This is a genomic window from Streptomyces sp. NPDC047841 (assembly GCF_040704085.1).
GTDB classification, from domain to species: Bacteria; Actinomycetota; Actinomycetes; order Streptomycetales; family Streptomycetaceae; genus Streptomyces; species Streptomyces argyrophylli.
In genome coordinates, this window is the sequence record NZ_JBEYRP010000004.1 from 152,676 (window position 1) to 173,946 (window position 21,271).

The 21,271-nt window shown below is 74.5% G+C and carries 19 protein-coding genes, 1 other RNA gene and 1 pseudogene; 7 read left to right on the plus strand and 14 right to left on the minus strand.

From position 1 onward, the window contains the following. The first annotated feature begins 1 nt into the window (after position 1). Positions 2-874, plus strand: a complete 873-nt coding sequence (gene efeU, locus AB0947_RS07505; protein WP_366749318.1) for an iron uptake transporter permease EfeU — start codon at positions 2-4, stop codon at positions 872-874. After that, positions 834-1,826 (plus strand): hypothetical protein, encoded by a 993-nt coding sequence (locus AB0947_RS07510; RefSeq protein WP_366749319.1) that lies wholly within the window; start codon positions 834-836, stop codon positions 1,824-1,826. Before efeU ends, AB0947_RS07510 begins: the two co-directional genes overlap by 41 nt. A gap of 39 nt (positions 1,827-1,865) precedes the next feature. Here AB0947_RS07510 and AB0947_RS07515 read toward each other — a convergent pair whose 3' ends face one another. From AB0947_RS07515 to AB0947_RS07535, 5 genes are all read right to left on the minus strand, one after another. Next, entirely contained in the window at positions 1,866-2,606 is a 741-nt protein-coding gene (locus AB0947_RS07515) for a bifunctional DNA primase/polymerase (RefSeq protein ID WP_366749320.1), read from the minus strand. 139 nt (positions 2,607-2,745) lie between these two features. After that, complete coding sequence (locus AB0947_RS07520; protein ID WP_366749321.1) at positions 2,746-3,360, minus strand: TetR/AcrR family transcriptional regulator; 615 nt, start codon at positions 3,358-3,360, stop codon at positions 2,746-2,748. 42 nt (positions 3,361-3,402) lie between these two features. Beyond that, complete coding sequence (locus tag AB0947_RS07525) at positions 3,403-4,380, minus strand: small ribosomal subunit Rsm22 family protein (protein ID WP_366749322.1); 978 nt, start codon at positions 4,378-4,380, stop codon at positions 3,403-3,405. Positions 4,381-4,494: 114 nt separating this feature from the next. Next, a complete protein-coding gene (locus AB0947_RS07530) occupies positions 4,495-5,670 on the minus strand; it encodes a serine hydrolase domain-containing protein (protein WP_366749568.1) in 1,176 nt (391 codons plus the stop codon). After that, a complete protein-coding gene (locus AB0947_RS07535) occupies positions 5,616-6,932 on the minus strand; it encodes a multidrug effflux MFS transporter (RefSeq protein WP_366749323.1) in 1,317 nt (438 codons plus the stop codon). Before AB0947_RS07535 ends, AB0947_RS07530 begins: the two co-directional genes overlap by 55 nt. A 135-nt stretch (positions 6,933-7,067) precedes the next feature. Between AB0947_RS07535 and AB0947_RS07540 the strand changes: the two genes are divergently transcribed. Beyond that, the gene (locus AB0947_RS07540; RefSeq protein WP_366749324.1) at positions 7,068-8,099 is read left to right on the plus strand and encodes a Gfo/Idh/MocA family oxidoreductase; all 1,032 of its coding nucleotides are present in this window, start codon (positions 7,068-7,070) and stop codon (positions 8,097-8,099) included. 56 nt (positions 8,100-8,155) lie between these two features. After that, positions 8,156-8,914 carry an SDR family oxidoreductase gene (locus tag AB0947_RS07545; RefSeq protein WP_366749325.1) on the plus strand — a complete coding sequence of 253 codons (759 nt, stop codon included), beginning with the start codon at positions 8,156-8,158 and terminating at the stop codon, positions 8,912-8,914. Positions 8,915-9,205: 291 nt separating this feature from the next. On the opposite strand, the gene AB0947_RS07550 is transcribed toward AB0947_RS07545, so the two are convergent. Both AB0947_RS07550 and AB0947_RS07555 read right to left on the minus strand, forming a co-directional pair. Then, positions 9,206-10,399: a serine hydrolase gene (locus AB0947_RS07550; RefSeq protein WP_366749326.1), complete on the minus strand. Its 1,194-nt coding sequence runs from the start codon at positions 10,397-10,399 to the stop codon at positions 9,206-9,208. 155 nt (positions 10,400-10,554) lie between these two features. Beyond that, the gene (locus tag AB0947_RS07555) at positions 10,555-11,535 is read right to left on the minus strand and encodes an aldo/keto reductase (RefSeq protein WP_366749327.1); all 981 of its coding nucleotides are present in this window, start codon (positions 11,533-11,535) and stop codon (positions 10,555-10,557) included. Between the two features lie 285 nt (positions 11,536-11,820). Between AB0947_RS07555 and AB0947_RS07560 the strand changes: the two genes are divergently transcribed. Then, a complete protein-coding gene (locus AB0947_RS07560; RefSeq protein ID WP_366749328.1) occupies positions 11,821-12,366 on the plus strand; it encodes a DoxX family protein in 546 nt (181 codons plus the stop codon). 287 nt (positions 12,367-12,653) lie between these two features. Here AB0947_RS07560 and rnpB read toward each other — a convergent pair. From rnpB to AB0947_RS07580, 4 genes and pseudogenes are all read right to left on the minus strand, one after another. After that, an RNA gene (gene rnpB, locus AB0947_RS07565) (RNase P RNA component class A) lies at positions 12,654-13,066 on the minus strand. A 115-nt stretch (positions 13,067-13,181) separates the two neighbouring features. After that, positions 13,182-13,961 (minus strand): annotated as a pseudogene (locus AB0947_RS07570) (EamA family transporter); the annotation flags it as partial. Further along, positions 13,958-14,806, minus strand: coding sequence for an AraC family transcriptional regulator (locus AB0947_RS07575; RefSeq protein WP_366749329.1), 849 nt, complete (start codon positions 14,804-14,806; stop codon positions 13,958-13,960). The gene AB0947_RS07575 and the pseudogene AB0947_RS07570, both read right to left, overlap by 4 nt. Positions 14,807-14,915: 109 nt before the next feature. After that, positions 14,916-16,349: an RNB domain-containing ribonuclease gene (locus tag AB0947_RS07580; protein WP_366749330.1), complete on the minus strand. Its 1,434-nt coding sequence runs from the start codon at positions 16,347-16,349 to the stop codon at positions 14,916-14,918. 74 nt (positions 16,350-16,423) lie between these two features. On the opposite strand from AB0947_RS07580, the gene yaaA reads away from it, so the two are divergent. Both yaaA and eda read left to right on the plus strand, forming a co-directional pair. Then, positions 16,424-17,206, plus strand: coding sequence for a peroxide stress protein YaaA (yaaA, locus tag AB0947_RS07585; protein ID WP_366749569.1), 783 nt, complete (start codon positions 16,424-16,426; stop codon positions 17,204-17,206). 72 nt (positions 17,207-17,278) lie between these two features. Continuing rightward, positions 17,279-17,950 carry a bifunctional 4-hydroxy-2-oxoglutarate aldolase/2-dehydro-3-deoxy-phosphogluconate aldolase gene (gene eda, locus AB0947_RS07590; RefSeq protein WP_366749331.1) on the plus strand — a complete coding sequence of 224 codons (672 nt, stop codon included), beginning with the start codon at positions 17,279-17,281 and terminating at the stop codon, positions 17,948-17,950. A 12-nt stretch (positions 17,951-17,962) separates the two neighbouring features. On the opposite strand, the gene AB0947_RS07595 is transcribed toward eda, so the two are convergent. The 3 genes from AB0947_RS07595 to AB0947_RS07605 are packed head-to-tail and all read right to left on the minus strand — an operon-like array spanning position 17,963 to position 21,171. Beyond that, on the minus strand, positions 17,963-19,510 hold the full coding sequence (locus tag AB0947_RS07595) for a bifunctional RNase H/acid phosphatase (protein ID WP_366749332.1): 1,548 nt from the start codon (positions 19,508-19,510) through the stop codon (positions 17,963-17,965). A 12-nt stretch (positions 19,511-19,522) separates the two neighbouring features. Beyond that, complete coding sequence (locus tag AB0947_RS07600) at positions 19,523-20,266, minus strand: C4-type zinc ribbon domain-containing protein (protein WP_366749570.1); 744 nt, start codon at positions 20,264-20,266, stop codon at positions 19,523-19,525. After that, positions 20,263-21,171, minus strand: coding sequence for a Nif3-like dinuclear metal center hexameric protein (locus AB0947_RS07605; RefSeq protein ID WP_366749333.1), 909 nt, complete (start codon positions 21,169-21,171; stop codon positions 20,263-20,265). The genes AB0947_RS07600 and AB0947_RS07605 overlap by 4 nt, the downstream gene beginning before the upstream one ends. Between the last annotated feature and the right edge of the window lie 100 nt (positions 21,172-21,271).

Below are 21,271 nucleotides of genomic sequence, written 5' to 3' on the forward strand. Positions count from 1 at the left end.
CGTGTTCTCCAACTACCTGATCGGCCTGCGCGAGGGACTCGAGGCGTCGCTCGTCGTCTGCATCCTGATCGCCTACCTGGTCAAGACCGGCCGCAAGGACGCCCTGCGGCCGATCTGGATCGGCATCGGCATCGCGATCGCCATCGCCATGGGCTTCGGCTGCGCCCTGGAGTTCGGCTCGCAGGAGCTGACGTTCCAGGCGCAGGAGGCGCTCGGCGGCTCCCTGTCGGTGGTCGCCGTCGGCCTGGTGACCTGGATGGTGTTCTGGATGCGGCGCACCGCCCGGCACCTGAAGTCCGAGCTGCACGGCAAGCTGGACGCCGCCCTCGCCCTGGGCACGGGCGCGCTGGTCGCCACGGCGTTCCTCGCGGTCGGCCGGGAGGGCCTGGAGACCGCGCTGTTCGTGTGGGCGTCGGTGCACGCGGCGAGCGACGGCACCCCGCGCCCGCTGGTCGGCGTCGCCCTCGGCCTCGCCACGGCGGTGCTGCTGGGCTGGCTGTTCTACCGGGGCGCCCTGAAGATCAACCTGGCCAAGTTCTTCACCTGGACCGGCGGGATGCTGGTCGTGGTCGCGGCGGGCGTGCTGGCGTACGGCTTCCACGACCTCCAGGAGGCCGACTGGATCCCCGGCCTGACCGATCTCGCCTTCGACATCAGCGGCGCCATCCCGCCGGACAGCTGGTACGGCACCCTGCTGAAGGGCGTGTTCAACTTCCAGCCGGACCCGACGGTCCTTCAGGTCACGGTGTGGGCGCTGTACCTGGTCCCGGTGCTCGCGCTGTTCCTCTCCCCGGTAGGGTTCGCCTCCGGGAAGGGGAAGGTGAAGGAGCCCGATGACCAGGGAACGCAGCCGTCGGCGGCTTCGCAGGCGTGACCGGAACGCACTCATAGCGGCCTCGCTGACCGCTTTGTCGCTGACCGCGAGCGGATGCGTGGTGGTGCACGGCGAGCGGGTGGTGGTTCCCGCCGCCACCCGTGCCGAGGCCGCCAAGGCGGTCACCGCGTTCACGGACGCCTACAACCGGGCCGACAAGGCCTACGACAGCTCCCTGGACGCTCCCTACGTCACCGGCGCCCTCTCCGACATCGACTCCGCCCGGCTGCGGGCCGGGCACGTCAACAGCCCGTCGGGCAACGCCGGCCACACCCCGCTGACGCTGACGGACGTGAAGATCACGATCCCGGAGAAGGCCGGCTGGCCCCGCTGGTTCGTCGCCGACGCCCGGGGCAACAAGGGCGGCGCCTACCGCTGGGTGCTGGTCTTCACCCGCGGCGACCTCGGCGAGCGCTGGCAGGTGAGCTATCTGACGCTCATGGCCCCCGGCACCGTCCCCGAGTTCAGGACGGACGAGGACGGCCGGGCCGAGGCCGTACCGGCCGCGACCGGCGGACTGGCCGTCCGCCCTGACGAGTTGAGCCAGGCGTACGCGGACTACCTGAAGAACGGCGGGAAGACCTTCGCGGACGGGCGCGACACCAGCGGGCTGCGCGCGGGCCGTGCGAAGGAGGCCGAGAAGCCGGGTCTGGTCCGGCAGTTCATCGACGAACCGCTCACCCACGGCGACTACGCGCCGCTCGCGCTGCGCACGGCGGACGGCGGGGCGCTGGTGTTCTTCACCACGCACCACTACGAGAAGCAGACCGCCTACACGGGCGCCACCGTGCCCGTCCCGAACAAGGACGTGCGGGCCCTGACCAAGGGCGAGGTGAAGCAGTCCCTGACGCTGGAGTCGATCGCCAACCAGGCCGTGCTCGACCCGGCCGGCAGCGGCCCGGTGCGGATGCTGGGGCGGGTGCAGGGGCTGACGTCCGCGCAGGGCGAGTAGGGCGGGCAGGAAGCGCGGGACCGGGGGGCGCACCGGCCGTCAGCGGTGCAGGGGCCAGGCCGTGCCGTGGTGGCCGGGCTCGGTGCCCGGGTGCCGGGCGCAGGAGTCGGTCAGTGCCTCCAGCAGGCTCAGCGGGTCCGGCAGCGGATGCTCCGGGCCGCGCACCCAGCGCACCCGCTGGTCGGCGTCGCCGGGCAGCCGGGCGGGCGGTACGAGGACGTAGGAGCCCCGGCAGTGCCAGCGCAGCCCGGGATGCTCGTCCATCGTCTCGGGGTGGCAGTCCAGCTCACAGGGCCACCACTCGTCCTCGTCCTCGGGGGTGCCCCGGGTGAGGGTGAAGAACAGCATGCGGCCGTCGTCGCTCTCGGCGACCGGGCCGACCTCGACACCGGAGCCGAGCAGCCGGTCCAGCGCCTCGCGGCCGGCCGCCAGGGGCACGTCCAGCACGTCGTGCACCATGCCGGTGGCGGTGATGAAGTTCGCCGCCGGCTGGTGCCGGGCCCAGCGCTCGATCTGGGCGCGGTCGGTGGTGGACTGCGTCTGCCAGGCGAACGACACCGGGTGCCGGGCGGGAGTGGGACAGCCCACGCGGTCGCAGGAGCAGCGGTAGCCGTCGGCGGGGTGCGCGGCGGGGGCGAGGGGCAGGCCCGCCGCGGCGGCTGCGAGCAGCAGGGTCTCACGGCCGCTGTCGTCGGCGGCGGCCTCCTTCGGGCGGCGTCCGAGCAGCCATTGGGAGAGTTTGCCCTGCCGGCCGCTCCGGCCGCCGAACGTCTCGCTCATCTATCCCCTCGGTCCGTGGTCGCCTCGCTGCTGTGCGGACAGCATGCCTCATCGTCCCGCCTTCGCGTGCCTCGGGGGTCGCCGCGGGCGAGTGGCCGGCGGTCACCGGCGGGTGGGCGGGCGGTTCGGCGGGGGCGGCTCAGCGCGGCGCGATGCCGTGCAGGGCGTACTCGACGAGGGTGTCCGTGTACGCGTACGAGACCGGTCCGCTGCGTTGCAGCCAGCGTTGCGCGAGCGGGGAGACGAACAGTTCCAGCGCGATCCGCGGGTCGACGCCGGCGCGTACAGCCCCCGCGTCCTGGGCCGAGCGCAACCGGGCGACGTACAGCTGGAGCTGCGGTTCCAGCAGCTTGGCGACGACCTCGCGGCCGAGCTGCTCGTTGACGACGCCCTCCGCGGCCAGCGCCCGCGCCGGCGCCTCGAAGCGCGGGTCGAACAGCTCGTCCACCGTGGCCCGCAGCACCGCCTTGAGGTCGGCGGCCAGGTCACCGGTGTCCGGGAGGGCGTTCACGTCCTGCCCCGACGCCCGCGCCGCCTGCCCGGCGAGGTCCAGGAAGGCCTCCAGCAGGACGTCCGCCTTGGACGACCACCAGCGGTAGATGGTCTGCTTGCCGACCCCGGCCCGTGCGGCGATGGCCTCCACGGTGGTCCTCGGGTACCCGACCTCCCCGACCAGGGCGAGGGCGGCGGCGTAGATGGCCCGGCGGGACTTCTCGCTGCGGCGGGTGGCGTCGGGTGCGGGCTTGCTGACCATGGAGTCGAAAGTAACAAGCGGCGGGGCCGGCCACGACACCCGTCAGGACGCGGGGTCGTACGGCGGCCAGGCGTCGCCCCAGTCCGCGTCCCGGGCCGCCTTGTACAGGTCGCCGTGGCGCTTGGTGACCGTCGTGCGGCGCAGCCGCTCCTCGGTCTCGCACAGGTCCAGCAGCACCTGCCCCTTGCGGATCTGCGGGCGCCGGACCACCCGGGCGGGGGCGGGCTCGGCGGGCAGCCGGGTCGCGGCGACGTAGGAGAACTTCTCGTCCTCGTACGCCAGTGAGCCGCCCTTGACCTGGCGGTGCAGGGAGGAGCGGCCGACGCGGGCGGAGAAGTGGCACCAGTCCGTGCCGGGCGCGATGGGGCAGGCGGCGCTGTGCGGGCAGGGGGCGGCGATGCGGAAGCCGGCCCGGACGAGCCGGTCGCGGGCCTCGATGACGCGCGCGTAGCCGGCCGGGGTGCCGGCCTCGACGATCACGACGCTCCGCGAGGCGCCGGCGGCTGCGTCGACGAGGGCGGCGCGGTCGGCCTCGGCGAGTTCGTTGAGGACGTACGACACCGTGACCAGGTCGGTGGCGTCCAGGGTGAGGTCCTTGCCGATCCGGGCGCGCTGCCAGCGGGCGTCCCGCAGGGCCGGGTTGGCGGCGGCGATCTCCCGGCCGAGGGCGAGGGCGGGTTCGGCCCAGTCCAGCACGGTGACGCCGCGCTCGCCGGGCCAGGTGGCGCTGACGGCCCAGGTGGCGGCGCCGGTGCCACCGCCGACGTCGGCGTGGCTGCCGGGGGTCCAGTCGGGGACGGTCGCCGCGAACGCCTCCAGGGCGCGGTGCACGGCCTCGAAGGTGGCGGGCATGCGGTAGGCGGCGTACGCGGCCACGTCGGCGCGGTCGCGGAGGATCGGCGCGTGGGTGGGGGTGTCGCCGCGGTAGCTGGCGATCAGCCGGTCCACGGCGGCGGTGACCTCCGTGGGGGGCAGGCCGTCCAGCAGCTCGGCCAGGGCTGTGCGCAGGGGGTCGTTCACCTGGCGATTCTACGGCGCCCGGCCCCTCCGGGGGACACTCCGTGGCACCCGGCACCGGTACCGACCCGCTGGGGGCTCCGGCACCTCTGCCCGCCCACCCGGCTCGGGTGGTTCTCAGATGACGGCTCTCGCCAAGCGTGTCGCCAGCCTCGCTCGGGGACCGCTGTCCGGGGGCCGGCGCTTCGGGTGGACCGTGTTGGCCAGGAGCACGAGGAAGGTGTCCGTCGCCCGGTCCAGGACCAGGGCCGTGCCGGTGAAGCCGGTGTGGCCCGCCGCGCCCCGGCCCGCCAGCTCGCCCATGAACCACGGCTGGTCCAGGTGGAAACCCAGTCCGGGCGGGGTGAACAGCAGCTCCACGTGGTCGGGGCCGAGGATGCGCGCGGGGCCGTAGGAGCCGCCCGCGAGCAGGGCGCGGCAGAAGACGGCCAGGTCGGGCGCGGTGGAGAAGAGGCCCGCGTGGCCGGCGACCCCGCCGAGCGCCCAGGCGTTCTCGTCGTGGACCACGCCCCGCAGCATCCCCCGGTCGGCCTTGGCCCACGGACGCCGCTGGTCCTCGGTGGCCGCGGCGCCGGGGCAGGGCCCGAACGCGGTGGCGGTCATGCCGAGCGGCCGGGTGATGCAGTCCCGCACGAGCACGTCCAGGGTGCGCCCGGTGACGCGTTCCAGGACGAACTGGAGCAGCAGCATGTTCAGGTCCGAGTACCCGTACCGGCCCACCTCCCCGGACGGGGCCTCGGCGCGCAGCAGGTCGAGCCGGGTGGCGTCGTCCGGGCAGTCGTACAGGGGCAGTTCGGGGCGCAGGCCGGAGGTGTGGGTGAGCAGTTGCCGCACCGTGACGCGGTGCGCGGCGACGGCGTGGAAGTCGGGCAGGTAGTCGCCGACGCGGGCGTCCATGCCGACGGTGCCGCGCTCGATCTGCTGCACGGCGGCGACGGACGTGAACAGCTTGGTCAGCGACGCCAGGTCGAAGGGGGTGTCGACGGTGGCCGGGACCCGGGCGGCGGGCGGCAGTTCCACGCCGGCGCCGGTGCCGGGGTCGTGGGCGGCGTAGCGCACGGCCCAGCCGGCGGCCTCGGCCACGGCGATCACGGGTCCGCGGCCGGCCACGACGACGGCGCCGGACGCCCAGGGGCGCTCGCCGGCGGTGAGGGCGTGCACCTCGTCGACCAGGTGCCCGAGTTCCACGGGGTCGAGCCCGGCCCGTTCCGCTGTGCCGGCGCGCAGTCTCGGTGCGCTCAGCTCTCGTCTCCCTCCGACCCGGCACGGGTGGTTCCCCGTGCCACCGCCCAGGGACGGCACATTCCCACGAAGCAGGCCACGGCGACCAGCGCTCCGGCCAGTTGGACGACGGCCATCGGGACGGCGGTGTGCTCCCCGGCGACGCCGACGAGGGGGGAGGCGACCGCGCCGACGAGGAAGGAGGAGGTGCCGAGCAGCGCGGAGGCGGAGCCGGCGGCGTGCCGGGTGCGCAGCAGGGCGAGGGTCTGGGCGTTGGGCAGGGTGACGCCCATCGCGGACATCAGGACGAAGAGGGCGGTGGCGACGGGGAGGAGGCCGGTGTCGCCGAAGGCGCCGGTGGCCATCAGCAGCAGGGCGGTCGCGGCGAGCACGATCACCGCCAGGCCGCAGGCGAGCACCTTGTCCAGGCTGACCCGGCCGACCAGCACCTTGCCGTTGAACTGGCCGACGGCCACGAGGCCGACGGAGTTGAGGCCGAACAGCAGGCTGAAGGTCTGCGGGGAGGCGCCGTAGATCTCCTGGACGACGAAGGGGGACGCGCTGACGTAGGCGAACAGCGCGGCGAAGGCGAAGCCGCCGGCGAGCATGTAGCCGGTGAAGGGCAGGTCGGCGAGGAGGCCGCGCATCGCCCGCAGGGCCTCGCCGGTTCCGCCGTCGTGCCGTTCGCCCGGCGGCAGGGTCTCCGGTAGCCGGACCCAGACGAGGGCGGTGAGCGCGGCGCCGACCACCGTGAGCACCAGGAACACGCCCCGCCAGTCCGTCACCCGCAGGATCTGCCCGCCGACGAGCGGCGCGACGATGGGGGCCGCCCCGGAGATCAGCATGAGGGTGGAGAAGAAGCGGGCCATGGCGACGCCGTCGTACAGGTCGCGCACGACGGCCCGGGCGATGACCACTCCGGCCGCGCCGGCGAGGCCCTGCACCAGCCGGAAGGCGATCAGCGTCTCGACGGTGGGTGCGAGGGCGCACAGGGCGGTGGCGGCCAGGTAGACGGCGAGTCCGGCGAGCAGCGGGCGGCGCCGGCCCCAGCGGTCGCTGAGGGGGCCGACGACCAGCTGGCCGAGCGCGAGTCCGGCCATGCAGGCGGTGAGGGTGAGCTGGACGGTGACGGCGCGGGCGTCCAGCGAGCGGGTGACCTCCGGCAGCGAGGGCAGGTACATGTCCATCGCGAGCGGGGTGGTCGCGGTGAGGCCGCCGAGGAGGAAGGTGACGAGCGGTCCGGTGCTGCGTGGTGCGCGGGCCGGTGACGGTACGGGGGCGGAGGTGGGCCGCTGCCCTTGTTCCGGTGTCGGTGCCGCCGCGTGGTCCGGCATGTGCCCCCCTGCTTCCCCGGCTGTTCTGGCTTCTTCGGCTTCTCGTGCTGCTCTGACATCGGTGTCGTCGGCACGACCGGCACCTATGCTCTCAGCTCGTACACACTGCCGAGGCACGGATGAGCGAGGGCGGGGATGGCGGGAGAGAACGTGCGCTGGGGAATCCTGGCGACGGGCGGGATCGCGGCGGCGTTCGCGGCGGATCTGGTCGATCTGCCGGACGCGGAGATCGTGGCGGTGGCGTCGCGCCGCCGGGAGTCGGCGGAGGCGTTCGCCGAGCGGTTCGGGGTGGAGAGGGCGTACGGCGACTGGGAGTCCCTGGCGGCGGACGCGGACGTCGACGTGGTGTACGTCGCCACTCCGCACGCGGCGCACCGGGCGGCGGCCGGGCTGTGCCTGGCGGCGGGCCGGAACGTGCTGTGCGAGAAGCCGTTCACGCTGAACCTGCGCGAGGCGGAGGAACTCGTCGCGCTGGCGCGGGAGCACGGCCGCTTCCTGATGGAGGCGATGTGGATGTACTGCAACCCGCTGGTCCGGCGGCTGAAGGCGCTGGTGGACGACGGGGCGATCGGCGAGGTGCGCACGGTGCACGCCGACTTCGGCCTGGCCGGTCCCTTCCCGGCGGCGCACCGGCTGCGGGACCCCGCGTTGGGCGGCGGGGCGCTGCTGGACCTGGGCGTGTACCCGGTGTCGTTCGCGCAGCTGCTGCTGGGCGAGCCGGACGGGGTCGCCGCGAGCGCGGTGCTGTCGGCCGAGGGCGTCGATCTCCAGACGGGAGCGGTGCTGTCCTGGGGGAGCGGCGCGCTGGCCTCGCTGCACTGCTCGATCGTCGGCGGTACGGCGGTCACGGCGTCGGTCACCGGTTCACGCGGCCGGATCGACATCCCGTCCGGTTTCTTCCATCCCGACCGGTTCGTGCTGCATCGTGACGGCCGTGACCCGGAGGAGTTCGCCGCCGACCCGGCCGACGGGCCGCGCACCAGCATGCGGCACGAGGCGGTGGAGGTCATGCGGGCGGTGCGGGCGGGTGAGAAGGAGTCGCCGCTGGTGCCGCTGGAGGGCACGCTCGCGGTGATGCGGACGCTGGACGCGGTGCGGGAGCGGATCGGGGTGCGCTACCCCGGGGAGGAGACGGCGGATGACGAGGCGGTCGCCCTCGCCGGGTAACCGTATGGCGGACACCTGATTCCGCATGGCGGACTTCCCGCCTACGCTGCGGAACCATGACTGACAGGCAATCGAACATCGCGGTGGTGACCGGGGCCGGCTCCGGCATCGGGCGGGCCGTCGCCGTGGAGCTGTTGCGGGCCGGCTGGTCGGTGGCGCTGGCCGGCCGGCGCGCGGAGCCGCTGGCGCGGACGGCGGCGCTGGTGCCGGGGGCGGCCTCGCTCGCCGTACCCACCGACGTGTCACGGCCCGAGGACGTCGAGGCGCTGTTCACGGCGACCGTGGACCGGTTCGGCCGGGTGGACCTGCTGTTCAACAACGCGGGGACCTTCGGCCCCGGCGGGGTCCCGGTCGAGGAACTGCCCTACGACGCCTGGCGGCACGTGGTGGACACCAACCTGAACGGCGCGTTCCTGTGCGCCCAGGCTGCCTACCGGCGGATGAAGGAGCAGGACCCCCAGGGCGGCCGGATCATCAACAACGGCTCCGTCTCGGCCCACGCGCCCCGCCCGCGGTCGGTCGCCTACACGGCGACCAAGCACGCGCTGACCGGCCTGACCAAGTCACTGTCCCTGGACGGGCGGCCGTACCGCATCGCGGTCGGGCAGATCGACATCGGCAACGCGGCGACGGACATGACGGCCCGGATGGGCACGGGCGCGCTCCAGGCGAACGGGGAGGTGGTCCCGGAGCCGGTGATGGACGTGGCCGACGTGGCCCGCACGGTACGGCACATGGCGGAGCTGCCGCTGGAGGCGAACGTGCAGTTCGCGACGGTACTGGCGACGACGATGCCGTACATCGGGCGGGGCTGAGGCGCACTCCCCCGCCCCGGCAAACGGAATTTGAACATCCGCGCTATTGCGGTCGATCGATGACATGTGCTCAACTTTTCTCCACCAAAGCTTCACAGTTGGAGCACACGGGTTCCGCGGCCACTGCCAGGGGGGAGGCGGCGGCCGTTCCACCGGACGGGAGTTGGGGGTGGACCTCGCGGCGGACCGCGGGGTACACACCGGCCGGTGGAACGACCGCCGCCACATATCGGCGTACGGCGGGTTCGCCGGCGGAGCGGGCGGTACGGCCGTTCGGCCCCGGCACCCCGGTCAGCGCCGGCGCCGGTGCCCGCGCCTCGTCTCCGCCGCCTCGCCCGCCGCCGCCCCCGCCGTCCGTGCCCGGCGCCTGCGCAGGGTCCAGGCTCCCGCCCCCAGCAGCGCGAGCGCCCCGGCGGCGCCCTCCGCGATCCGCTGGCCCGAGCCGCCGCCGGACACCGAGCCGGACGCGCCGGCCGCCGCCCGCACCGGCTTCCGCGCGGGCACCGGGGCCGCGCTCGCCCCGCCCGCGCTGAGCGGCTCGACCAGCAGGCCCACCGGCTGCGCCGAACGCCCGTGGGTGAAGCCCCAGTCGAGCAGCGCGGCGGTGTGCTCGTACACGGCGTTGCCGCCCGCGCCGGGATGCATCACGGTGACCAGCAGGGTGCGCCCGCCCCGGGTCGCCGCGCCGGTGAAGGTGTTCCCGGCATGGCTGGTGTAGCCGTTCTTCACACCGATCAGGCCGTCGTACGTCTTCAGCCCCCACGACCCGGTCAGCAGGCGGTCGGTGTTCTGGATCTGGAAGGTCTTCTTCCCGCCCGCCGGGAAGTCGGCGGTCCGCGTGCCGCAGTAGGCACGGAAGTCGGGGTCCTTCAGGCCGTGGCGGGCGAAGAGCGTGAGGTCGTACGCCGAGGAGAGCTGCCCCTTGTGGTCGAAGCCGTCGGGGCTGACCACATGGGTGTCCCGGGCCTGGAGGTCCGCGGCCTTGGCCTGCATCTCGGCGACGGTCTTCGCGACGCCGCCGTTCATGTGGGACAGGACGTGCACGGCGTCGTTGCCCGAGCGCAGGAACACGCCCTGCCACAACTGCTCGACGGTGTAGGTGAGGCCGGGCTTGATGCCGACGAGGCTGGAACCGGCCGGGATGTCGGCGAGGTCGGCGTCGGTGACCCGGTACCGCTCGGTGCGGTCGAACCTCTTCAGCACGGTGTCCGCGAACAGCATCTTCAGCGTGGACGCGGGCGCGAGCCGCCGGTGCGCGTTGAAGGAGGCGAGCACCTCCCCGCTCTCGCAGTCGGCGACCAGCCAGGAGCGGGCGGTGAGCTTCTCGGGCAGCCCGGTGGCACCGCGCACCTGGACGCCGGAGCGGGCCAGCCGCTCGCCGCCGACGACGGTCGCCGCGGCGGCGGAGGTGGCCGTGGACAGGGGAAGGGCGGCGGCCGTCAAACCGAGGACGGCACGCCGGCTGAGCCGGGAACTTTCACGCACCCGGGGACCGTACACCGCGTCCAGCAGGGACTTCACGAACTGATGGCCGAGACGGCACGGAATTTGCCGCGTTATGAAATTCCGACGATCCGCGTGACACCCTCGTGCCGGCGGCACCCGTCCCACCGGTCCCTCCCGTACGGTCCCAGGGCCGCTCACCTGCCGAGCAGGCGGTCGATCTCGGCGGACTGCGCCGCGGTGAGCGGTCCCTTCGCGAGCGCCCCGGCGTTCTCCTCGGCCTGGGCGACGGTCCGGAAGCCGGGGATGGGCACGGTGCGCGGGCTGCGGGCCCACAGCCAGGCGAGGGCGCCCTGGGCGAGGCTGCGGCCGTCGCTGGTGAGGACGGAGCGGACCGCGTCGATCCTGGCCAGCCACCCCGGATCGGCGCCGGAGCCGTCGTCCGCGTACCCCGGCAGCCAGGCGGGCGGCCGGCTGCGGATGTCCCCGGCCTCCAGCGGTCCGCCGCGCCGCCCGGCGAGCAGCCCCATGGCGAGCGGGCCGCGGTTGACGCTCGCCAGCTCCAGCCGCTCGCACAGGGCCACGACGTCCGGCGCGTCCTGGAGCACGTTGAGGGTGTGCTGCACGGCCGTGCAGTGCGGGCCCTCGGCGAAGACGGCGGCCCGCGCGGGGTCGTCGGTGCTCCAGCCGTAGGCGCGCACGAGCCCTTCGGCGACGAACTCCTCGCAGGCGTCGCGGAGTTCGGCGGCACGTGCCGGGTCCGCGTCGGAGATGTGGAGCTGGTAGAGGTCGACGCGGTCGGTGCCGAGGCGGCGCAGGGAGGCGGTCAGGGCCCGGCGGGCGTACTCCGGGGTGGCGTCGGTGCCGGTGAGCGTGCGGGTGTCCGCGTCGAAGACGTTGCCCCACTTGGTGGCGAGGACGACGTCGTCCCGCCGCTTGCCGAGGGCCTTGGCGAGGATCTCCTCGCTGTGCCCGGTGCCGTAGGAGTCGGCGGTGTCGAAGAAGGTGACGCCGAGGTCCAGCGCCCGGCGGACGGCCCGTACGGACTCCTCGTCGTCCACCTTCCCCCAGCCGACGGGCTGCCCGTCGGCTGTCTGGTGCTCACCCCCGATGGCCCAGCACCCGAAACCGAGCGCGCTCACCTCGATGCCACTGCGTCCCAGCGTCCGTGTCGTCATGGGTGGGAAGCTAGGAGTTGGAGCGCACGCGAACACAAGCCCCCGCGGGCGTTATTGCGGACGCGCCCCCTCAAGCCCCTTCGGCGAGGTCCCGGTCGGAGCCGTCGTCGGCCGTGGTCGCCCGACGGGGTCGCCGGGCTTGGCCGGCTGAATCGTCATGGCGTCAGGCTCACACCGCGCCGGCGGTCCGCCACCCGAACGGCGGCCAGGGCGGGCCGGGCGGCGTCCGCGGTGCGAGGGTGGGACGCGGGAGGGACGTGTCCGCCTGTCTGCTGGGGAGTCACCGTGACCTGTTACGACCGACGAGATGTGGGCCTGCTGCTGCTTCGGCTGAGCACCGGCGGGGTACTGGCGGCACACGGCGCGCAGAAGCTGTTCGGCTGGTTCGGCGGGCACGGACTGGAGGGCACCGGCCAGTACATGGAGTCCATCGGCTTCGCGCCCGGCAAGCTGAGCGCGACGGCGTCCGGCCTGGCGGAGGCGGGCGGCGGCACCCTGCTGGCCCTGGGCCTCGCGACCCCGGCGGCGGGCGCGGCGGCGGCCGGCGGGATGGCGGGAGCCGCGACCGTGCACATGCCTCATGGCTTCTTCGCGCAGGAGGGCGGCTACGAGTACGCGGCGACCCTCGGCCTGGCCGCGGCCGGCCTCGCCGTCACCGGCCCGGGCCGGCTCTCCCTCGACCACGCCCTCGGCCACGTCCTCGACCGCGGCTGGATGGTCCCGGCCGCCCTCGGCGTGACCGCGGCGGCGACGGCCCTGGTGGTGGGCGCCCGCAACCGCCGGGTACGGCAACGGGCGGAGGGCGAACAGGAGACGCTGTTCGAGGAGTGAGCGGGCGGTCGCCCTGGGGAGTGGCGGGCGGCGCGTGGGTCTCCGCCGAAGCGGGCGGCGCGTGAGCCTGTGCGGCAGCGGGCGGTGTCGAGCGGTTCCGTGGTCTCGGGACCCGGTGGCGACGGCGCGGCGGTCGCGGGCGGTTGCGCCGGGCCCTCAGCGGCGGGCGGTGCCCGAGCCGGCAGCGTGGCACCGGCTTCGGCGCGCGAGCCGCACGGCACACCTCCCGAGGGACGGCACTCCGCCTCGATGATCCGCTGTGGCTGACCCGCGGAAGAACAGAGCGGCAGACGAGTCGGGCTGTACGCCGGGTTCTGTTCCCCGGTGCCCTCGCGGGCGCCGGGGCGACGGCCATCCATCTAGGGCCGGCGTTGCCGCCGGCCTCGTGCGGTCTACCCGCGGACTCGGGCGGGCAGCCCTCGATCGTCCGCGCAGGGACGCCCCTCTCGCGAGAGGCGGCCCCTCTTGACCTTGCTCCGGGCGGGGTTTACCTAGCTGCCCAGGTCACCCTGGGCACTGGTGGTCTCTTACACCACCGTTTCACCCTTACCAGGGGCCGGAGCCCCGGGCGGTCTGCTTTCTGTGGCACTGTCCCGCGGGTCACCCCGGGTGGCCGTTAGCCACCACCCTGCCCTGTGGAGCCCGGACGTTCCTCGGGAAGCCCCTTAAGGGGACTCCACGCGGCCGTCCGCCCGGCTCGTCTGCCGTGCCGACCATGGTACCGGGCGCGTGCCGCGCCGGGGACCCGCGGCCGTCGCGAGGACCGAGCCGGCCAGGATGAGGGCGAAGGCGGCCAGCACCGGGAGGGTCAGCGGTTCGTCCAGGAACAGGGCGCCCGCCGCCACCGCCACCGCCGGGTTGACGTAGGTGATCACCGTGGCCCGGGTGGGGCCCGCCTCCCTGATCAGCTCCAGGAACGCCACGAACGCCACGGCGGTGCAGATCACGCCCAGACCGGCCAGCGCGGTCAGGACGGTGGCGGAGGGCAGCGCGGCCGGGCGGGTGAGGGCGGCCGCGGGTGCGTAGACCAGGGCGGCCAGGGTGAGGCAGGCCGCCGTCAGATGGAGCGACGGGACCTCCTTGAGGCGGCGGGCGGCGATCAGGGGGGCCGTGGCGTAGCCCAGGACCGTCACCAGGACCTCCGCCAGGGAGCGGGCGTCGCCGCCGGTGAGGTGCGGGAGGGTGAGGACCGTCACCCCCGCCAGCCCCAGGGCCAGGCCCGAGATCCGGCGGACGCCGAGGTGTTCCGTGTCGCCCAGGAACCGGGCCAGGACCACCCCGACGATCGGCACGCCCGCGATCAGCAGGCCCGCCGTCGAGCTGGACAGGTGCCGCTCGGCGTCGGTCAGGGTGAACCAGGGGATCATGATCTCCAGGACCGCGAAGGCCAGCATGGGGCGCCAGTGACGTCGTACCGCGTCGCCGAGGCCGCCCTGGCGGAGGGCGAACGGGAGCAGCAGGGCCGCGCCGAGCGCACAGCGCGTGAACACCACCACCGGCGGGGACACCGCGTCCACCGCCACCTTGATCATCAGATAGGGGATGCCCCAGACCACTCCCATCAGGGAGAACAGGAACCAGCCGCGTGCAGTCATGCGGCCGAGTGTCGGCCGCCCGGTCCGGGGCTGTCTTGAACGCTGTTGCGGTAGGCCGCCGGGGTCACCCCGAGCACCCGGCGGAACCAGCGGGTGAGGTGGGCCTGGTCGGCGAAGCCGACGAGGGCGGCCACTTCGGCGGGGCGCAGGCCGGCCTCCAGCAGGACCCGCGCCTTGGTGACGCGGTGCTGGGCGAGCCAGGCGTAGGGGGGTATGCCCATCGTCGTGCGGAAGGCGCGCAGCAGCTGGTAGCGGGACAGACCGAGGTCGGTGGCGAGCAGGGCCAGGGAGGGCGGGTCGGTGAGTTCGTCGGCGAGGCGGTCGCGGACCGTGCGGGCTATGGCGTCGGCGCCGGGGACGCGGTCGGCGAGCGGGCGGGCCGTGGAGTGGCGCCGGGCGAGTGCCGAGAGCACCCAGGGCAGGACGGACTCGGCCTCCAGCGGGTCGGGGCGGGTGCTGAGCCGCGTGTGGGCGGTGCGCAGGGCCCGGGCCAGCGCCGGGTCGTCGACGAGGGGTTCGCGGAAGTGCGGCGGACCGCCGAGGGTGCCGTCGGCCAGCAGGGACGGCTCGGCGTACAGGGCGCGGTAGGCGTAGCCGTCGGTGGGGTTGCCGGGGCCGCCGGTGTGCATCTCGCCGGGTTCGAGGACGACGATGGTGCCGGGGCCGGTGCGGATGTGGCCGCCGCGGTAGTCGATGATCTCGGAGCCGCCGACGCAGACGCCGATCGTGTACTCGTCGTGGGCGTGCGGGGCGTAGACGTGCCGGCGGAAGCTCGCGGTGAGCAGGTCGAGCGGGGGTCCGCAGCGGCCCAGCCGGGCCCGTGTCCAGCGCGCCTGTTCCCCCATCGGACCGTCCTCCCACGGCTTCCGCCACCGGCGCCCTTCCCACGCCGTGGCCCCCTCACCGCGTACAGCGCCGGAAGCCGTCATTCCATGCCGCGTTCTTCCGGGCGGCTCACGCCACGGCGAAGAGGATCTTCGACGTGCCCGGGTCGGCGCGGGTGAGCCGGACGCGCAGGCGTTCGCCGAGCGGCAGGTTCGTGCCCTCGACGCGTCCGATGACCGCCGGGGACAGCACCTGGACGGTGCCCACGGTCGGCCGGTGCTCGTCCACGTCCACGACACAGCCGTCGAAGACGTCCCCGACCCGGTCCTTGAGCAGGGCCGCCTCCACGATGTCGACGCACTCCCGCTCGACCGTGCCCGCGCGCCGGGAGCCGTCGGCCATCCGCCGGGGCAGCGCGGCGAGCGCGGCGAGCACCCAGTCGGGCGGGTCCTGGCCGGCGACGGCGGCGAGGCAGACCTCCGAGGCGTACCGGTCGGCGAGGCGGCGCAGCGGGGCGGTGCAGTGCGCGTAGGCGGCGGCGACGGCCGCGTGCGTGGTGAGCGCGGGCGGCTCGCCGTCCCGGAAGACGGTGTAGCCGGCCCCGCGCAGCAGGGTGGTGCACTCCTGGAGGAAGGCCGCGTGGTGCGGGTCGTGCGGGTCGAGGGTGCGCAGCAGGGCCGCGTACGACACGTGGTGCGGCCAGTCGATGTGCAGGGCGGTGGCGGTGCGGCGCAGCCGTGCGACGGCCCCGTCCGGGGCGGTGGGCAGGGTGCGCAGGATGCCGGTGCCGTGGGCGAGCATCAGATCGGCGGCGGCCATGCCGGTGAGCAGGGAGAGCTGGGCGTTCCAGCGGTCGGCGGGCAGCGGGGCGCGGTAGCGCAGCGCGTAGGTGTGGTCCCGCTGGACGATCTCCTGCTCGGGCACGTTCAGGGAGATTCCGCCGCGCTCGGCCTCCAGCCGTTCCCGCGCCTCGCCGATCTCCTTGAGCAGCGCGACGGGTTCCTCGGCGGTCCCCGCGTCGATGTCCCGCTGCACGTGGGCGTAGTCGAGCTTGGCCCGGCTGCGGACGAGGGCCCGGCGCACGTCGACGGCGAGGGTGCGGCCCAGGGCGTCCAGGTCGATCGTCCACAGCACGGCCGGCCGGGTCTGTCCGGGCAGCAGGCTGGCCGCGCCCTCGCTGAGCACGGTGGGGTGCAGCGGGACCCGCTCGTCGGGGAAGTACAGGGTGGTCACCCTCCGGTGCGCCTCCGCGTCCAGGGCTCCGCCGGGTGCGACGAAGGCGGCGACGTCGGCGATGGCGTACCGGACGCGGTAGCCGGTGCCGTGCCGGGACAGGTGGGTGGCCTGGTCGAGGTCGGTGGAGGTGGGCGGGTCCAGGGTGAAGAACGGGATGTCGGTGGCGTCGTGCACCGGCAGCGCCGGGTCCTTGGCCGCCCGCTCGGCCGCCGCCAGGACCTCCGGCGGGAAGGTCTCCGGGATGCCGAGTTCGGAGCGGAGCGCGGCGAGCGCGGCCCGGAGGGGCGCTTCGGGGGCGCCGGTGACGCGGATCTTGCGGCGGGGCATGGAGCGAGCGTAGGCGGAGGTGGCACGGGAGTCACGCCGTACCCTGGCGCGGAGGTCTACGTGAGGAGTACGTGTTGCTGGTCCTGCTGCCGCCCTCGGAAGGCAAGGCGAACGGGGGCGAGGGTGCCCCGCTTCGGCTGGAGTCGCTGTCCCTGCCGGGGCTGACCGCCGCGCGGGAGGCCGTGCTCGGGGAGCTGGTCGAGCTGTGTTCCGGTGACGAGGAGAAGGCCCGCGAGGTGCTGGGGCTGAGCGAGGGGCTGCGCGGCGAGGTCGCGAAGAACGCCGGGCTGCGCACGGCCGGCGCCCGCCCGGCCGGGGAGGTCTACACCGGTGTCCTGTACGACGCCCTCGGCCTGGCCACGCTGGACGCGGCGGCGCGGCGCCGTGCGGCGGACTCGCTGCTGGTCTTCTCCGGGCTGTGGGGCGCCGTACGGGTGACGGACCGGATTCCCTCCTACCGCTGCTCGATGGGCGTGCGGCTGCCGGGTCTCGGGGCGCTGGCCGGGCACTGGCGGGCGCCGATGGCCGGGGTGCTGCCGCAGGCGGCGGCCGACGGCCTGGTCCTCGACCTGCGGTCCTCGGCGTACGCGGCGGCCTGGCGGCCGAAGGGCGAGGTGGCCGGGCGCACGGCGACGGTACGGGTGCTGCACGCGCCGACCCGGAAGGTCGTCAGCCATTTCAACAAGGCGACGAAGGGCCGGATCGTCCGGAGCCTGCTGACCGCGGGGGCCGCGCCGGAGGATCCCGCGGAGCTGGTGGGGGTGCTGCGGGAGCTGGGGTACGTCGTGGAGGCGGAGGCGCCCGGGAAGGCGGGCAAGCCGTGGGCGCTGGACGTGCTGGTGGACGAGGTCCACTGAGGGGACACCTATCACGTTGCATCATGCGCAACGCTCATTGCGGAGATTGCAGTCGCTGGGCACGATGAGCGCATGACCTCGCCGCTGCCCTCGTTCCCGGCTGCCTCCGTGCTGGACCTCGCCCCCGTCGTGCCCGTCGTGGTGCTCGCCGACGCCGCCGACGCCGTACCGCTCGCGCGGGCGCTGGTCGCGGGCGGGCTGCCCGCCATCGAGGTGACCCTGCGGACCCCGGCCGCGCCGGCCGCGATCCGGGCCATCGCCGCCGAGGTCCCCGAGGCCGTCGTCGGGGCGGGCACGGTGATCACACCGGAGCAGGTGAGCGCGTGTACGGCGGACGGGGCGCGGTTCCTGGTCAGTCCCGGGTGGACGGAGGCGCTGCTGGAGGCGATGCGCGGGTCCGGGGTGCCGTTCCTGCCCGGGGTGTCGACCGCCTCGGAGGTCGTCGCGCTGCTGGAGCGCGGGGTGCGGGAGATGAAGTTCTTCCCGGCGCAGGCGGCGGGCGGTACGGCGTATCTGAGGTCGCTGGCCGGGCCGTTGCCGCAGGCCCGGTTCTGCCCCACGGGCGGGATCGGGCTGGAGACCGCGCCCGAGTACCTCGCGCTTCCCAACGTCGGCTGCGTGGGCGGGAGCTGGATGGTCCCGGCGGATGCGGTGGTCGCCCGGGACTGGGGGCGGATCGAGGAACTGGCGCGCGGGGCGGCCGGGTTGGGGTCCTCGGGCGGCTCGGGCGGCTCGGGTGCGTAGCCGCCCGGGGACTCAGGGGCGCAGGTGAGAGGTGTCGTTGAACAGCCGTACGCTCGCGTTGCCGTCCGCGTAGTACGCCACCGCCGACAGGGAGGCCGCCGAGAGCTCCATCCGGAACAGCGACTCGGGCGGGGCGCCGAGCGCGAGGCGGACGAAGGTCTTGATCGGCGTGACGTGCGTGACCAGCAGGACCGTACGGCCCGCGTGGGCCGCGACCAGCTTGTCGCGGGTCGCGGCGATCCGGGTGGCCGTCTCGGCGAAGCTCTCCCCGCCGCCGGTGGGGTGGGCCTGCGGGTCGGCGAGCCAGGCGTCGAGGTCGTCCGGGTGGCGCTCGCGGACTTCGCCGAAGGTCAGGCCCTCCCAGGCGCCGAAGTCCGTCTCGCGCAGGCCGTCGTCGACCGTGACGTCCAGGTGCAGGCGGGCGGCGACGATCTCGGCGGTCTCGCGGGTGCGGGCGAGGGGGGAGGCGACGATGGCCTGGATCGTGCCGCGCCGTGCCAGGGCCTCGGCGACGCGGTGCGCCTGCTCCCGGCCCGCCGCGGAGAGGGAGGGGTCGGTGCCGCCGCTGCCGGAGAAGCGCTTCTGGGGGGTCAGGGGGGTTTCCCCGTGCCGGAGGAGGACGAGGGTGGCGGGCGCGCCCAGGTCGGGGGCGGCACTCCAGCCGGGGGCGCTGGTGACGCGCTGCTCGTGCGCGGTTTCCCCACCGGAACCGGAGGGGCGCCCTTCGCCGGGGGGCTGGGGCTGCTGCTCGCTGGGAGCCTGCCCGGCGCTGGGGGCCGTAACGTGCTGCTCGCTGGGAGCCTGCTCGGCGCTGGGGGCCGTAACGTGCTGCCCGCTGGGAGCCTGCTCGGCACCGGAGGCCGTAGGGCGCTGCTCGGTGCCGAGAGCCTGCCCGGCGCTGGGGGCCGTAACGTGCTGCTCGCTGGGAGCCTGCTCGGCGCTGGGGGCCGTAACGTGCTGCCCGCTGGGAGCCTGCCCGGCGCCGGAGGCCGCAGGGCGCTGCTCGGTGCCGAGAGCCTGCCCGGCGCTGGGGGCCCGGCCCTCCGCCAGGGCCGCGCGGGCCTTCGCCGCGCCCGCCGCCGCGTCTCCGGGCGGACCCGACGGCGGGGTGTCCAGGGCCGCGCGGGACTGCGCCGGCGACCACTGCCGGCCCTTCGCCCCCGCGTCCATCGCCTCGTTCGCCAAGCGGTCCGCGTGTTTGTTCCGCTCGCGGGGGATCCACTCGTAGGTGACCTGGTCCGGCGGGTAGACGGACCTCGCCTCCGTCGCCAGCGGCTTCATGTCGGGGTGCTTGATCTTCCAGCGGCCCGACATCTGCTCGATGACGAGCTTGGAGTCCATGCGGACGTGAACCCGGGCCGACGGGTCGAGGGCGCGGGCGGCGCGGAGGCCGGCCAGCAGGCCGCGGTACTCGGCGACGTTGTTCGTGGCGACGCCGATGTACTCCGCGGCCTCGGTCAGGGCCTCACCCGTGGCCCCGTCGAGCACGACCGCCCCGTAGCCCGCGGGCCCGGGGTTGCCCCGCGACCCGCCGTCGGCCTCGACGATGAACTCCCGCACCCCTGAAGCTCCTTACAGACCCGACTCGGACGTGCGCACCAGGATGCGGCGGCAGTTCTCGCAGCGGACCACCGTGTCCGGCGCCGCCGAGCGGATCTCGTTCAGCTCGGTGATGGCCAGCTCCTGCCGGCACCCCTGGCAGGTGCGGGCGTACAGCTTGGCCGCGCCGATGCCGCCCTGCTGCCCGCGCAGCTTGTCGTAGAGCTTGAGCAGGTCCGCGGGCACGGAGGCCGCCACGACCTCGCGCTCCTTGGTCACCGAGGCGGCCTCGCCGTCGATCTCCTCGAACGCCGCGTCCCGGCGACCGGTCGCGTCGTCGATCTTCGACTGCACGGAGCCGACCCGCTCGGTCAGCTCGTTCACCCGCTCCTGCGCGGCCTCGCGGCGCTCCATCACCTCGAGGACCACGTCCTCCAGGTCGCCCTGCCGCTTGGCGAGGGAGGCGATCTCGTGCTGGAGGTTGGACAGGTCCTTCGGCGAGGTGACCGCGCCGGAGTCGAGGCGCTGCTGGTCGCGGGTGGCGCGCTGGCGCACCTGGTCGACGTCCTGCTCGGCCTTGGTCTGCTCGCGGGCGCAGTCGCTCTCCTCGGTCTGCGCGGCCACGAGCAGGTCGCGCAGCTGCGTGAGGTCCTTCGTCAGCGACTCGATCTCGGCGTGCTCGGGCAGGGACCTCCGCTTGTGCGCGAGCTGCTGCAGGCGGACGTCGAGGGCCTGGACGTCGAGGAGTCGGATCTGGTCGGCGGGCGCGGCGTTCAGTTGGGGGCTCCCGTGGTATCGGAAGGGGCGCGCGAAGCGCTCGTTGGAAGGGTGGCGGTGGACGACGGGTGGGCGGTGGCGGTGGACGCCGCGTGGGCGGTCCAGGGGTCGGTGACCGTCTTGGAGACGTGGACGCGCAGGTCCCAGCCGTGACGGTCGGAGATCTCGTCGAGCTGGCTCGCGGCCAGCTCGCACCAGGGCCACTCGGTGGCCCAGTGCGCCGCGTCGAGCAGCGCGAGGGGACTGTGGGCCACCGCCTCGGAGGCCGGGTGGTGGCGCAGGTCGGCGGTGAGGAAGGCGTCGACGCCGGCCGCGCGGACCTGGTCGAAGAGGCTGTCGCCGGAGCCGCCGCTGACGGCGACGGTACGGACGACGGCCCCGGGGTCACCGGCCACCCTGATGCCCTGCGCGGTGGCGGGCAGCCGCTCGGCGGCGCGCGCGGCCAGCTCGCGGACGGTGAGGGGGTGGTCCAGTTCGCAGACGCGGCCCAGGCCCCGGCGGCCCTCGGGGTCGGTGGGGTCCGGCACGAGGGGGCCCACGACGCGGAGGTCGAGGGCCCCGGCGAGGGCGTCGGAGACGCCGGGGTCGGCGGTGTCGGCGTTGGTGTGGGCGACGTGCAGCGCGATGTCGTTCTTGATCAGCGTGTGCACGACCCGGCCCTTGAAGTGCGTGGCCGCGACCGTGGTCGTGCCGCGCAGATAGAGCGGGTGGTGGGTGACCAGCAGGTCGGCGCCGAGCTTCACCGCCTCGTCGACGATCTCCTGGACGGGGTCGACGGCGAACAGCACCCGGGTGACCTCCTGGCCGGGGTCGCCCACGACCGTGCCGACCGCGTCCCAGGACTCGGCCCGCTCGGCGGGCCACAGGTTCTCCAGCGCGGCGATGACTTCAGACAGACGGGGCACGGCCCAAGGCTACCTGGCTGCCCGGCGGGGCTGTACCGCATGCGTCCGGTCTGACCCCGCTCAGCACAGACGCCCCGGTTTCCTCAGGTGAATCGCTTCT